Genomic DNA, 13,161 nt, shown 5'->3' with positions numbered 1-13,161 from the left:
TAGTCCCTTGCCTTAATAAGCTGCGCTGGTGTCATCACGTTGTCAGTGTACGCAGCAGGTTCTTGTAGTCCTCGCGAATATCCGCGTCGGATTCCTTAAGTTCGTTGATTTTGCGGCACGCGTGCAAGACCGTGGTGTGGTCACGACCGCCAAATACATCACCGATTTCCGGCAGGCTGTGGTTGGTCAGCTCCTTGGAGAGGGCCATGGCAACCTGACGGGGACGGGCCACCGAGCGCGAGCGGCGCTTGGACAGCAGGTCGGAAATCTTGATCTTGTAGTACTCGGCAACAGTGCGCTGGATGTTATCCACACTCACCAGCTTGTCTTGCAGTGCCAGCAAGTCTTTGAGGGATTCGCGAATCAGCTCGATGGTGATATCGCGCCCCATGAAATGCGAGTGTGCGATAACCCGCTTGAGCGCACCTTCCAGCTCACGCACGTTGGAGCGGATGCGCTGGGCAATGAAGAACGCAGCATCGTGCGGCAGTTCGACCTTGGCCTGGTCGGCCTTTTTCATCAGGATTGCTACCCGGGTTTCCAGCTCCGGCGGCTCGACCGCAACGGTCAGGCCCCAGCCGAAGCGGGACTTCAGGCGTTCTTCGAGGCCCTCGATTTCCTTCGGATAACGGTCACTGGTCAAGATGACCTGCTGGCCGCCTTCGAGCAGGGCATTGAAGGTATGGAAAAACTCTTCCTGAGAACGTTCTTTGCGCGCGAAGAATTGAATGTCATCAATCAGCAAGGCATCCACCGAGCGGTAGAAACGCTTGAACTCGTTGATTGCATTGAGCTGCAGGGCCTTGACCATGTCAGCCACGAAACGCTCCGAATGCAGGTACACGACCTTGGCGTTCGGGTTCTTCTTTAATAGGTGGTTACCCACAGCGTGCATCAAGTGAGTCTTACCCAAACCAACGCCACCATAAAGGAACAGTGGGTTGTAACCATGCTTGGGGTTATCGGCGACCTGCCAGGCCGCTGCACGAGCCAGTTGGTTGGATTTACCTTCGACGAAATTCTCAAAGGTAAAGGTACGGTTCAGGTAACTGGTGTGCTTGAGCGCACCTTCGACCTGCACGGTACGCTGTTCGGCGCGGACCGGGGCCTGCTGCGAACTCGCACCGGCCATTGGGTCGAAGCTGTCGCGAGACGGCTCTTCATTCTCCGAAACATCTTTTTGCGCGGTCGATTTGGCCGGCGCCGGGCTCGGCGTAGCGACAACCGGTGCAACCTGGGCCTGCGACGCGGCAGCGGCCAACGGTGCGTTCGGCGCCGCGCGCGGTGCCGAGCTGCGTTTGCTGCCTATTAATAAGGAAAGCGCAGGTGCAAGGCCGTTGCCATGTTCGTCGAGCAATTCGAGAACGCGGCTCAGGTACTTCTCATTGACCCAGTCGAGAACAAAACGATTCGGCGCGTAGACACGCAACTCGTCGCCTTCGGCTTCGACCTGTAGCGGACGGATCCAGGTGTTGAATTGCTGGGCAGGCAGCTCATCGCGCAATAGTTCCACGCACTGCTGCCAAAGTTCCACTGACACGGATATCCCCTAAGTTGAAAGCCGGTGAGGCAAAAACAGCCGCCATTGTAGCGGTCGGCCGCTCACTTATCCACATGTAGGTTGCCCACAGGGCACCCAAAATCAATGCGTTAACCGCAAAAAAGGCGACCAATGGTCTGTGCATAAGCTCTGTGGATAAACCTGCCTGAGCTCGTTGCAAAAGTGGGGGGGAAAGTCTGTGGCTAACTCCCCTGTGGATAACTGGCTGTTCCACCCACAGCTTATCCGATAGCGCAGCACAGGCAGAGCACCGTTTCTCCCCCGTGTTGTCATTCTCTGTACAGCACGTGAAATATGGCCTCAAGGCAGTTATCCACAGATGAAAGGCTGTCTAGCTTTTATAAGCTTTACAGAAAAGCTTTAAATAACTTCCTTCTCTATTTTTATATCTATGACACTCGACATGAAAGCGAGAAGGCAGAAAAGGGCGCTTTGCCTTTATAGAGATCTAATTAAAGGAAAAGCTGGTTGGAAATTGACCTAGAGGCTTGCTTTCTCTAGAATCGCCGGTCTCTTAAAACGGGGGCCATTCCGGCCCGTTGTGGACGAACCAGGTAACAACGCCATGAAACGTACTTTCCAACCCAGCACCATCAAACGCGCCCGTACCCACGGCTTCCGTGCCCGCATGGCCACCAAGAACGGTCGTGCCGTCCTGTCGCGTCGTCGCGCCAAAGGTCGCGCGCGTCTGGCAGTTTGATAATCCGGCACTGGTGGTGAGTCAGGACTTCAGTCGGGAAAAGCGTCTGCTAACTCCCCGGCATTTCAAGGCAGTCTTTGACTCCCCCACCGGCAAGGTTCCGGGGAAAAATCTCCTGCTCCTTGCGCGTAACAACGATCTGGATCACCCCCGTCTCGGGTTGGTGATCGGCAAGAAGAGCGTAAAGCTCTCCGTTGAGCGCAATCGCCTCAAGCGTCTGATGCGCGAATCGTTTCGCCTCCACCAGGACACTCTGGTTGGTTGGGATATTGTTATCGTCGCGCGTAAAGGCTTGGGGGACGTAGAAAACCCCGAATTGATTCAACATTTCGGCAAGCTCTGGAAACGTTTGGCGCGTACCCACAAGCCAGCACCAGCAGTCAGCACCGAAACTGTAGGGGTAGACAGCCTTGATGCGTAAACTGGCCCTCGTTCCGATCCAGTTTTATCGCTATGCCATTAGTCCTCTGATGGCCAACCACTGTCGTTTCTACCCCAGTTGTTCCTGCTACGCGTTAGAGGCCATAGAAAATCATGGTCTTCTGCGCGGTGGCTGGCTGACCTTTCGTCGTTTAGGTCGCTGTCATCCGTGGAATCCCGGTGGTTATGACCCGGTTCCGCCTATCCCTACCTCCCGTTCTTCTTCGATGGCCGAGTAATCATGGATATTAAACGCACGATCCTGATCGTCGCCCTGGCAATCGTGTCCTACGTTATGGTTCTTAAGTGGAACCAGGACTATGGTCAAGCTGCCCTGCCGACTCAGAATGTTGCTACCAATCAGGCTGCGCCGGCTATTCCGGACACCCCGCTGGGTAACAATGCTTCCGCCAGTGCCGATGTACCCAGCGCGAATGCCGATACCAGCACCCCTGTAGAAACGCCGGTGGTCACCAATAAAGACCTCATCCACGTAAAAACGGATGTGCTCGACCTGGCTATCGATCCACAAGGCGGTGACATCGCGCAGTTGAAACTGCCGCTGTATCCACGTCGTCAAGACCACCCGGATGTTCCGTTCCAACTGTTCGATAACGGTGGCGAGCGTATTTATCTGGCACAAAGTGGCCTGACTGGCCCCAACGGCCCGGATGCACGTGCTACCGGTCGTCCGGTTTATTCGACCGAACAAAAGAATTATCAACTGGCTGACGGCCAGAATCAGTTGAACGTCGACCTGAAGTTCAGCCTCGACGGCGTCAATTACATCAAGCGTTTCAGCTTCACCCGCGGTTTGTACGACTTGAAGGTCACTTACCTGATCGACAACGAAAGCGACAAGCCCTGGAACGGCAACCTGTTTGCCCAGCTCAAGCGTGACAACAGCGCCGATCCTTCTTCCAGCACCGCCACCGGCACCGCGACTTACCTGGGCGCCGCCCTGTGGACAAGTAGCGAGCCGTACAAAAAAGTGTCGATGAAAGATATCGACAAGGGCGCTCTGAAAGAAACCGTCCAAGGCGGTTGGGTTGCGTGGTTGCAACACTACTTCGTGACCGCGTGGATCCCGAACAAGGGTGAAGCCAACCTGGTTCAAACCCGCAAAGACAGCCAAGGCAACTACATCATCGGTTTCACTGGCCCGTCGTTGACCGTCGCGCCAGGTGCCAAGGCTGAAACCAGCGCTACTCTGTATGCCGGCCCAAAAAGCCAGGCAGTGTTGAAAGAGTTGTCCCCAGGTCTGGAACTGACTGTGGATTACGGCTTCCTGTGGTTCATTGCCCAGCCGATCTTCTGGCTGCTGCAACATATCCACAGCATCGTCGGTAACTGGGGCTGGTCGATCATCTTCCTGACCATGCTGATCAAAGGGCTTTTCTTCCCTCTGTCGGCCGCCAGCTACAAGTCGATGGCGCGCATGCGTGCCGTGGCGCCGAAACTGGCTGCGTTGAAAGAACAGCATGGTGATGACCGGCAGAAAATGTCGCAGGCCATGATGGAGCTGTACAAGAAAGAGAAGATCAACCCGTTGGGTGGATGCTTGCCGATTCTGGTACAGATGCCGGTGTTCCTGTCGCTGTACTGGGTTCTCCTGGAAAGCGTGGAAATGCGCCAGGCTCCGTTCATGCTGTGGATAACTGACCTGTCGATCAAAGACCCGTTCTTTATCCTGCCGATCATCATGGGCGCGACCATGTTCATCCAACAGCGTCTGAACCCGGCTCCACCGGACCCGATGCAGGCCAAGGTAATGAAAATGATGCCAATCATCTTCACCTTCTTCTTCCTGTGGTTCCCGGCTGGCCTGGTCCTGTACTGGGTAGTCAACAACGTGTTGTCGATCTCCCAACAGTGGTACATCACTCGTAAGATCGAAGCGGCTACCAAAAAAGCCGCGGCGTAACTTACTCTGTGGATAACCACTCAAGACGCCCCCTAGTGGGGCGTTTTGCTTTCCGTCACTTTTGTTCTGGAACCTGATGATGAGCGCTCCTCGTGAAACCATCGCTGCTGTCGCTACCGCTCAAGGTCGCGGTGGTGTCGGCATCGTTCGAATTTCCGGGCCGCTTGCGGGTGTGGCGGCGCGGGCAATCAGTGGTCGAGAGCTGAAGCCGCGTTTTGCTCATTACGGTCCGTTTCTGGATGCCGATGAAGCCGTGCTGGACGAAGGTTTGGCCCTGTATTTTCCGGGCCCCAATTCCTTCACAGGTGAAGACGTGCTGGAACTGCAGGGCCATGGTGGCCCGGTGGTCCTTGATATGTTGCTGCAGCGCTGCCTGCAACTGGGTTGCCGGTTGGCACGCCCAGGCGAGTTCAGCGAGCGGGCATTCCTCAACGACAAACTTGACCTGGCCCAGGCTGAAGCGATTGCCGACCTGATCGAGGCCAGTTCTGCACAGGCCGCGCGCAATGCTCTGCGCTCGTTGCAAGGCGCCTTTTCCCTGCGTGTGCATAACTTGACCGAGCAACTGATCAGCTTGCGCATTTATGTCGAGGCGGCGATTGATTTTCCGGAGGAAGAAATCGACTTCCTCGCCGATGGCCATGTCTTGGCGATGCTGGATAAGGTTCGTGATGAATTATCCACAGTGCTGCGTGAAGCCGGGCAGGGGGCCTTGCTGCGCGATGGCATGACCGTTGTGATCGCTGGCCGCCCCAATGCCGGCAAATCCAGCTTGCTCAACGCCTTGGCAGGTAGAGAGGCGGCTATCGTCACGGAGATCGCCGGCACCACGCGGGATATCTTGCGCGAACATATCCACATCGATGGCATGCCCCTGCATGTGGTCGACACGGCAGGGTTGCGTGATACCGACGATCAGGTCGAAAAAATTGGCGTGGAACGGGCGCTCAAGGCTATCGGTGAAGCGGACCGGGTACTGCTGGTCGTCGATGCCACAGCACCGGAGGCTGTGGATCCTTTTGCGCTCTGGCCGGAATTCCTTGAGCAACGCCCCGACCCGAGCAAAGTCACCTTGATCCGCAACAAAGCCGACTTGACCGGCGAAGCGATTACCATGGAAACCAGCGAGGATGGCCACGTCACGCTCAGCCTGAGCGCCAAGTCGGCAGGGGATGGCCTGGAACTGCTGCGCGAGCACCTCAAAGCCTGCATGGGCTACGAACAGACCTCGGAAAGCAGCTTCAGTGCGCGCCGCAGGCACTTGGAGGCACTGCGCCATGCCAGCTCAGCGTTGGAACACGGCCGAGCTCAGCTGACTTTGGCGGGTGCGGGCGAGTTGCTGGCCGAGGACTTGCGCCAGGCGCAGCAGCTGTTGGGCGAAATCACCGGAGCGTTCAGCTCCGATGATTTACTCGGGCGAATCTTCTCCAGCTTCTGTATCGGCAAATAACCGAGTTATCCACACTGTCACCAGTTGTATGACACCGTACCCAGCAAGGTACGGCTGTCGCCCCAGTAGCAACGCCCTGCATCGTTGCAACCAGACACATATTCCTTGTCGAACAGGTTCTTGGCATTCAGATCCACCGACCAGTTCTTATCGATCTGATAGCCAACGGACGCATCTACCAATGTCACACTTCCCGCGTCCAATTTCCCGTACAGCGTAGGTGCTGTGTAAGAAAAAGTGCTGTCGAAATAACGCACGCCGCCGCCCAGGGACAGGCCCTTGAGTTGGCCATCGAGGAATCGATATTTGCCCCACACCGACGCCTGGTTACGTGGGACCCCGGTCATCTGATGACCTTCCACCAGCGATGTTGCCGAATCCTTGGTGATCCGTGCGTCGGTATAAGTGTAAGCCGCCGTCACATTCAGATTGGACGTGATATTGCTGTTGACCTCTACCTCCACGCCCTTGGCCCGGCTTTCACCCACCTGGCGGTAGCTATTGGTGGTGGCATCCAGGTAAGTGTCGTCCTGTTTGCGCAGGTCATACACCGACAGGGTCATCGCGGTATCCCAGCCGATCGGCTCGTACTTCACGCCCGCTTCATATTGGCTGCTGGTGATCGGTTTCAGCGGGGAGCCCGCGTTGGAGATCTGCTGCACCGGTACGAACGCGGTGGAATAGCTGACATACGGCGTAAGACCGTTGTCGAACTGATACATCACGCCGCCCTGATAGGTGAACTTGCGATCTTCGGAGCTGGTATTGCTGGCCTTGTTCACCTTGTCGCGGAAATCGCTGTCGACCCAGTCCTGTCTGCCACCGAGCAGTAACAGCCAATGGTCGTACTTGCTTTGGAGCTGTGCATAAACCCCTTTCATCCGCTGTTCGAGCAAAGTGTTCTGCACTGCGATCGGAGTGAGCGGATCGCGCAGGTACACCGGGTTGTACACATTGATGGTGCCGGCAAAGCCCGCGTCCCAGTCCTGATTGAAGGAGGTGCGGTCGTAGCTGGCACCGAACAGCACGGTATTTTCCAGCCCGCCCACCTGGAATTTGCCTTCGAGCTGGTTATCCAGCGAATAGACCATCGACTTGTTGTAGCGATCGTAGGCGGTCATGTTCAATTGCGTGCCGAATCCGCCGTTATTCAAGGCACCAGGCCAGGTCTCATGGCGATTGATGCGTGACTGCATGTAGCGCGAATTCTGACGGAACTGCCAATCGTCATTGAAGCTGTGGCTGAATTCGTAACCGGTGCTCCAGGCTTCGCGTTCAAAGGTGTTCCAGTCCGGATCGCCGAGCATGGTGTGCTTGGAGAGCTTGCCGTTGGGATTTTTCAGTAACGTGCCGGCGGCGGGCAGGCCGAGTTCCAGGTTGGTGTGGTCCTTCTGATAATTAGCCAACAGCGTCAGGGTGTTGTAGTCATCGAAGTTCAGGGTCAGGGACGGCGCGAGGTAGAGGCGATCATCTGGCACGTGGTCGGTCTGGGTGTCGGATTTGCGGCCGAGCAACACAACGCGGCCGAGGATATTGTCGCTGCCATTGAGTGGCCCGGAGATATCCACACCCAATTGGCGCCGATTGTTGGAGCCATAGCCCAGTTGCACTTCGCCTTGCGGAATGGCGGTCGGATGTTTGCTGACCAGATTGACCAACCCACCGGGCGCGTTTTCGCCGTAGAGCAGTGAAGAAGGCCCGCGGAAAACTTCAACCCGCTCCAGGCCATACGGCTCGCTGGTAGTGTCGTACCGATTGCCCTGTACACGCAGGCCGTCTCGCAGCAAGCCGTAGCCATAATCTGTGGCGTTGAAACCGCGAATGAAGAACAGGTCACCGGCCAAGCTATCGCCGGCCGCAAAGGGCGGCGCGAAGATACCCGGGACGTAGCCCAGCACTTCAGTCAGCGTCTGTGACTTCTGGTCTTTGATGCGCTGGCCCGTGACCACCGAGACGGAACGCGGGGTTTCCGACAGGGGTGTACTGGTCTTGGTGCCGATACGGCTGTTTTGCGCCTTGTAACCCACGTCCCGGGCGATGTCCTGATTGAACCCATTCTGTTGATAAGTGCTCACCGTAGTCGGGGCGAGGGTGAGTTGGCCGGAGGGCGCCGCTTGCAGTACATAGCTTCCCGGACCCTGGGCTGCCGCTTGCAACTGAGAATTCTGCAGCAATAGCGCAAAACCCTGTTCCACCGAATAGTCGCCCTCAAGGCCTGACGTCGTAAGGCCCGCAGTTTGCTGAGGCGAGAAGGACAGAATCACATTCGCCCTCGCGGCAAACTGGCTCAGAGCAGTGTCCAGGGAGCCGGCAGCAATGGCGTAGTGTTGAACCGAACTGGCAGCCATGGCACCACTGGATAGCATGGTGGCTGCAGTGACGGTGGTGAGCAGCAGACCATAGGTCATGCCATGGCAGGAGAGTCGTTGGCGAAGCGTAGTAGGAAGGCGCATTAGCGGATAAGCCCTGAAGGTAGCGTCGTGATTATCCTTAGGGCCGTGCCAGGTCAAAAAAAGATAACCCTCTTGTGGATTATTTTTTTGATCAAGCGACGCGCTTTACCGAAACCCAATAGCGTGTGAAGTATTTCACCTGAATCGGCAAGGTCGCTTGCAGGTTGGACAGCACGGCATCGGTGGAGTCCAGTCGAAAAGTCCCGGAAACCCGCAGTCGTGCCGAGGCCTGGTCGCACTGAAGAACGCCGGGTCGATAGCGCGCCAAATCTTCGAGCAGATCGCCAAGCCGGGTATCCAGTACGATGACTTGCCCATCGACCCAGGCAGCCTGGGTTCCCTTATAGGGCTGGTTGGCCTCCACGGCCTGTCGATTGAAGTCCGCGCTTTCCCCGGCTACGAGTAAGCGAGCCTGATCCGGTTTATCCCCAGGCGACAAACTCACGCGGTCTTCCAGGACTCCGACCCGGGTGGAGTCCGGCAACTGGCGTACCGTGAACCGGGTACCTAATGCCTGTACGCGGCCCTGGCGGGTTTCTACATAGAACGGTGTTTGCCCGCCTGACTTGCCAGTATGGATAAGTACTTCACCTTCGCGCAGGCGGATCAAACGCTGGCGCCCATCAAACACCACATCGATGGCTGTGCGGGTATTCAGGTCTATCCGAGTGCCATCGGCCAGTTCGACGCGGCGGTGTTCGCCCACCCGTGTGCGGTAATCGGCCCAGACATTCCCCATCGACGTGTGTTGCTGGACGTTCCAACCCAGATAACCCGTGCCGCCCAGTGCCAGCATCCACTTGAGCACCTGCCGCCTTTGGTGCGTTGTGGATAACGCACGCCGAGTAAAATCCTGCGGCAGGGTGCCAAGGCTGCGTTGCAACTGCTCCATCTGACTCCAGGCGAGCTGGTGGGAGGGATCGTGGTCAAGCCATTGCTGCCAGGCCTGGCGCTCGGCGGCGGTGGGCGGTTGGGATTGAAATTGCACATACCAGATAGCCGCGGCTTCGAAGGTCTTGCGATCGGGGGCGACCATTACAGGCCTGCCATGATCAGAGTGCATTCAGTCAGGGCACGGATCATGTGTTTTTTAACGGTGGTCAGCGACACCTGCAATTGATCGGCAATCTGTTGATAAGTCAGGCCTTCGATCTGTGAAAGCATGAAAATCCGTCGAGCCCGTTCACCCAGCCCCGACAGGGCTTTATCCACAGCCACCAACGTTTCAATGATGATTGCCCGATCCTCCTCGCTGATCGCGGTGGCTTGCGGGCGCTCGGCCATGGTCTGCCGATAGGCCTGTTCAACGGCATGCCGGCGATATCGATCAATCACCAAACCCCTGGCAATGGTCGCCAGATAATCCCTGGGTTCCAGGATTTGCGCGGCGTTCCGGCCGCCCAGAATACGCACGAACGTATCGTGTGCGACGTCGGCTGCATCGCAGGCGTTATGCAATCTAGCCTTGAGCCAACCCTGCAACCAGGAATGGTGCTGCTCATAGATGTGCTGGACTGAAACCGTGTGTGGAGGAAGGGGCATTAGGCACGACAACACAGGTTAATGATAATCGCTATTATTAACTACGCCGCTGACTTCTCACAATAGCCCGCTATCTGAAGCGTTACTCCCTGCATCGAAGGATCCGGGGGAGCTCTGCCGTGCTCGAAACTTGAGCATATCGGTACTTTTCTGTGAGTTAAGCCCTGTGAATAACCGCCCTTGTGCCCGGTTGATAACAAGGCCTGAAACCTGATTAAAAACCCCTCTGTGGATAACGATGCATTTAATCCACAGGCTTAAAGCAGTTATCCAAGGGCCTCATTGGCACATGACCACAACCTTTTGAATCTCTGTACACCCCATAAATAAAGGGATACAGAGGTTTATCCACAGAAAGGTACCTCAGTAGAAATAAACATAAAAACAAAGATCTTATAAATTTCTTTCTTTTTAATTTCTTTTGCTCGTGACTCATCCACAGCTGGTTAAATTTTGTGCAAAGGGTTCTTTAGGAAGGGCTAAGTCCCTATACTTGCCGCCAAAGCTCTAAAACCAGCTCAACCAATCAATTCCTAATTACCTACATAAGCAGGCACGAGGTGCGTGGTGGATTTCCCTTCCCGTTTTGAAGTGATCGTCATCGGCGGCGGTCATGCCGGTACCGAGGCAGCACTGGCGTCAGCACGCATGGGTGTAAAAACCCTGTTGTTGACGCATAACGTGGAAACCCTCGGTGCCATGAGTTGCAACCCCGCCATTGGTGGGATCGGTAAAAGCCATCTGGTCAAAGAAATCGACGCCCTTGGCGGCGTGATGGCTATGGCTACTGATAAAGGCGGCATTCAATTTCGCGTGCTCAACAGCCGCAAAGGCCCGGCCGTGCGTGCTACGCGGGCACAAGCTGACCGCATCTTGTACAAGGCGGCGGTGCGTGAAACCCTGGAAAACCAGCCGAACCTGTGGATATTTCAACAGGCAGCAGATGACCTGATCGTTGAACAGGACCAGGTACGCGGTGTTGTCACTCAAATGGGCCTGCGTTTTTTCGCAGAATCCGTGGTGTTGACCACCGGTACCTTCCTCGGCGGACTTATCCACATCGGAATGCAAAACTATTCCGGTGGTCGTGCGGGTGACCCACCCTCGATCGCCCTGGCAAAACGCCTGCGTGAATTGCCGCTGCGTGTCGGCCGCCTGAAAACCGGAACCCCGCCACGTATCGACGGGCGTTCTGTAGATTTTTCGGTGATGACCGAACAAGCCGGTGATACGCCAATCCCAGTGATGTCGTTCATGGGGTCCAAAGAGCTGCACCCGAAACAGGTCAGTTGCTGGATTACCCACACCAATGCGCGTACCCACGAAATCATTGCCGCGAACCTCGACCGTTCGCCGATGTATTCCGGCGTGATCGAAGGCATCGGCCCGCGTTATTGCCCATCGATTGAAGACAAGATCCACCGCTTTGCCGACAAGGAAAGCCACCAGGTCTTTATCGAACCGGAAGGTTTGACCACTCACGAGCTGTACCCGAACGGGATTTCCACTTCGTTGCCGTTCGACGTGCAAATCCAGATCGTGCAGTCGATTAGCGGCATGGAAAACGCCCACATCGTGCGGCCGGGCTACGCCATCGAGTACGACTACTTCGACCCGCGTGACTTGAAGTACAGCCTGGAAACCAAAGTCATCGGCGGTTTGTTCTTCGCCGGGCAAATCAACGGCACCACCGGCTACGAAGAAGCCGGCGCCCAAGGTTTGCTGGCCGGGACCAACGCAGCACTGCGTGCACAAGGCAAAGACAGCTGGTGCCCGCGTCGCGATGAAGCGTACATCGGCGTATTGGTGGATGACCTGATTACCCTGGGTACTCAGGAGCCCTACCGGATGTTCACTTCCCGGGCGGAATATCGCCTGATCCTGCGCGAAGACAACGCCGACCTGCGCCTGACCGAGAAAGGTCGCGAGCTAGGCTTGGTCGATGACGTGCGTTGGGCGGCATTCTGCAAAAAACGCGAGAGCATCGCGTTGGAAGAGCAGCGTTTGAAAAGCACCTGGGTCCGCCCAGGCACCGAGCAGGGCGACGCGATTGCAGAAAAATTCGGCACGCCGCTGACCCACGAGTACAACTTGCTGAACCTGCTGTCCCGGCCGGAAATCGACTACGCTGGCTTGGTCGAAGTGACCGGACAAGGTGCAGAAGATCCACAAGTGGCCGAGCAGGTCGAAATCAAGACCAAATACGCCGGGTATATTGACCGCCAGCAGGATGAGATCGCCCGCTTGCGCGCCAGTGAAGACACCAAGCTGCCTGTGGATATCGACTACACCGGGATTTCCGGTCTGTCGAAAGAAATTCAAAGCAAGCTGGGGATAACGCGTCCGGAGACCCTGGGCCAGGCTTCACGTATTCCCGGTGTCACTCCGGCAGCGATTTCGCTGTTGATGATTCATTTGAAAAAACGCGGCGCGGGCCGTCAGTTGGAGCAAAGCGCTTGAGTTCGTTGGTCACCGTACAACACGCCGAAGAGTTATCCACAGGTGCACGCCAGTTGGGCGTCGACCTGACCGCCGCCCAGCATGAGTTGCTGCTGGGCTACCTGGCCCTGTTGATCAAATGGAACAAGGCTTACAACCTGACCGCTGTGCGTGATCCCGATGAAATGGTCTCCCGCCACCTGCTCGACAGCTTGAGCGTGATGCCGTTTATCGAAAACGGTCGCTGGCTCGACGTCGGCAGCGGCGGTGGCATGCCCGGTATTCCGCTGGCCATCCTGTTTCCAGAGTCGCAAGTGACGTGCCTGGACAGCAATGGCAAGAAAACCCGCTTCCTGACCCAGGTCAAACTCGAACTCAAATTGGATAACCTGCAAGTTATCCACAGCCGTGTCGAAGCCTTCACACCTGAACAGCCATTCAACGGTATCGTCTCCCGGGCGTTCAGCAGCATGGAGAACTTCAGCAACTGGACCCGCCACCTGGGCGACCGCGATACGCGCTGGCTGGCAATGAAGGGCGTTCATCCAAGCGACGAGCTGTTAGCATTGCCGGCAGACTTCCACCTCGATAGCGAACACGCCTTGGCCGTACCTGGTTGCCAAGGCCAACGCCATCTGCTGATACTGCGCCGCACGGCATGATTGGGAACAC

Annotated in this window: 11 protein-coding genes; 7 read left to right on the top strand and 4 right to left on the bottom strand. The window is 56.5% G+C overall.

What is annotated here, in order from left to right:
- Window positions 1-34 precede the first annotated feature (34 nt).
- Complete coding sequence (dnaA, locus tag C9383_RS09545; protein WP_090367802.1) at window positions 35-1,540, bottom strand: chromosomal replication initiator protein DnaA; 1,506 nt, start codon at window positions 1,538-1,540, stop codon at window positions 35-37.
- Between the two features lie 586 nt (window positions 1,541-2,126).
- Here dnaA and rpmH point away from each other — a divergent pair.
- The 5 genes from rpmH (at window position 2,127) to mnmE (ending at window position 6,055) form a co-directional block, all read left to right on the top strand.
- The gene (gene rpmH / locus C9383_RS09540; RefSeq protein ID WP_003213577.1) at window positions 2,127-2,261 is read left to right on the top strand and encodes a 50S ribosomal protein L34; all 135 of its coding nucleotides are present in this window, start codon (window positions 2,127-2,129) and stop codon (window positions 2,259-2,261) included.
- Window positions 2,262-2,274: 13 nt separating this feature from the next.
- Window positions 2,275-2,682 carry a ribonuclease P protein component gene (gene rnpA / locus C9383_RS09535; RefSeq protein WP_020302575.1) on the top strand — a complete coding sequence of 136 codons (408 nt, stop codon included), beginning with the start codon at window positions 2,275-2,277 and terminating at the stop codon, window positions 2,680-2,682.
- Entirely contained in the window at window positions 2,675-2,920 is a 246-nt protein-coding gene (gene yidD, locus C9383_RS09530) for a membrane protein insertion efficiency factor YidD (RefSeq protein WP_003213574.1), read from the top strand. Before rnpA ends, yidD begins: the two co-directional genes overlap by 8 nt.
- A 2-nt stretch (window positions 2,921-2,922) precedes the next feature.
- Complete coding sequence (gene yidC / locus C9383_RS09525) at window positions 2,923-4,605, top strand: membrane protein insertase YidC (protein ID WP_060756565.1); 1,683 nt, start codon at window positions 2,923-2,925, stop codon at window positions 4,603-4,605.
- Between the two features lie 79 nt (window positions 4,606-4,684).
- Window positions 4,685-6,055 (top strand): tRNA uridine-5-carboxymethylaminomethyl(34) synthesis GTPase MnmE, encoded by a 1,371-nt coding sequence (mnmE, locus tag C9383_RS09520; RefSeq protein ID WP_060756566.1) that lies wholly within the window; start codon window positions 4,685-4,687, stop codon window positions 6,053-6,055.
- A 17-nt stretch (window positions 6,056-6,072) separates the two neighbouring features.
- Here the strand turns inward: mnmE and C9383_RS09515 are convergent, their stop codons facing one another.
- The 3 genes from C9383_RS09515 to C9383_RS09505 all read right to left on the bottom strand — a co-directional run bounded on the left by C9383_RS09515 (window position 6,073) and on the right by C9383_RS09505 (window position 10,050).
- On the bottom strand, window positions 6,073-8,508 hold the full coding sequence (locus C9383_RS09515; protein ID WP_090367804.1) for a TonB-dependent siderophore receptor: 2,436 nt from the start codon (window positions 8,506-8,508) through the stop codon (window positions 6,073-6,075).
- Between the two features lie 91 nt (window positions 8,509-8,599).
- On the bottom strand, window positions 8,600-9,544 hold the full coding sequence (locus C9383_RS09510; RefSeq protein ID WP_090367806.1) for a FecR domain-containing protein: 945 nt from the start codon (window positions 9,542-9,544) through the stop codon (window positions 8,600-8,602).
- Window positions 9,544-10,050: a sigma-70 family RNA polymerase sigma factor gene (locus C9383_RS09505; RefSeq protein ID WP_060756569.1), complete on the bottom strand. Its 507-nt coding sequence runs from the start codon at window positions 10,048-10,050 to the stop codon at window positions 9,544-9,546. Before C9383_RS09505 ends, C9383_RS09510 begins: the two co-directional genes overlap by 1 nt.
- A gap of 567 nt (window positions 10,051-10,617) precedes the next feature.
- Here C9383_RS09505 and mnmG point away from each other — a divergent pair.
- Both mnmG and rsmG read left to right on the top strand, forming a co-directional pair.
- Window positions 10,618-12,510, top strand: coding sequence for a tRNA uridine-5-carboxymethylaminomethyl(34) synthesis enzyme MnmG (gene mnmG, locus C9383_RS09500; RefSeq protein WP_090367808.1), 1,893 nt, complete (start codon window positions 10,618-10,620; stop codon window positions 12,508-12,510).
- On the top strand, window positions 12,507-13,151 hold the full coding sequence (gene rsmG / locus C9383_RS09495) for a 16S rRNA (guanine(527)-N(7))-methyltransferase RsmG (RefSeq protein WP_060756571.1): 645 nt from the start codon (window positions 12,507-12,509) through the stop codon (window positions 13,149-13,151). Before mnmG ends, rsmG begins: the two co-directional genes overlap by 4 nt.
- Window positions 13,152-13,161: the final 10 nt, after the last annotated feature.

Source organism: Pseudomonas palleroniana, assembly GCF_003031675.1.
Taxonomy (GTDB): domain Bacteria; phylum Pseudomonadota; class Gammaproteobacteria; order Pseudomonadales; family Pseudomonadaceae; genus Aquipseudomonas; species Aquipseudomonas palleroniana.
Note: the sequence above shows the minus strand (reverse complement) of the source record. Positions and strands in the feature narration are given on the sequence as shown.

What these genes read in the sequence shown, in the direction of transcription:
- rpmH (WP_003213577.1), top strand. Translation starts at nt 2,127, where the DNA reads ATGAAACGTACTTTCCAACCCAGCACCATCAAACGCGCCCGTACCCAC.
- yidD (WP_003213574.1), top strand. Translation starts at nt 2,675, where the DNA reads ATGCGTAAACTGGCCCTCGTTCCGATCCAGTTTTATCGCTATGCCATT.
- yidC (WP_060756565.1), top strand. Translation starts at nt 2,923, where the DNA reads ATGGATATTAAACGCACGATCCTGATCGTCGCCCTGGCAATCGTGTCC.
- mnmE (WP_060756566.1), top strand. Translation starts at nt 4,685, where the DNA reads ATGAGCGCTCCTCGTGAAACCATCGCTGCTGTCGCTACCGCTCAAGGT.
- C9383_RS09515 (WP_090367804.1), bottom strand. Translation starts at nt 8,508, where the DNA reads ATGCGCCTTCCTACTACGCTTCGCCAACGACTCTCCTGCCATGGCATG.
- C9383_RS09510 (WP_090367806.1), bottom strand. Translation starts at nt 9,544, where the DNA reads ATGGTCGCCCCCGATCGCAAGACCTTCGAAGCCGCGGCTATCTGGTAT.
- C9383_RS09505 (WP_060756569.1), bottom strand. Translation starts at nt 10,050, where the DNA reads ATGCCCCTTCCTCCACACACGGTTTCAGTCCAGCACATCTATGAGCAG.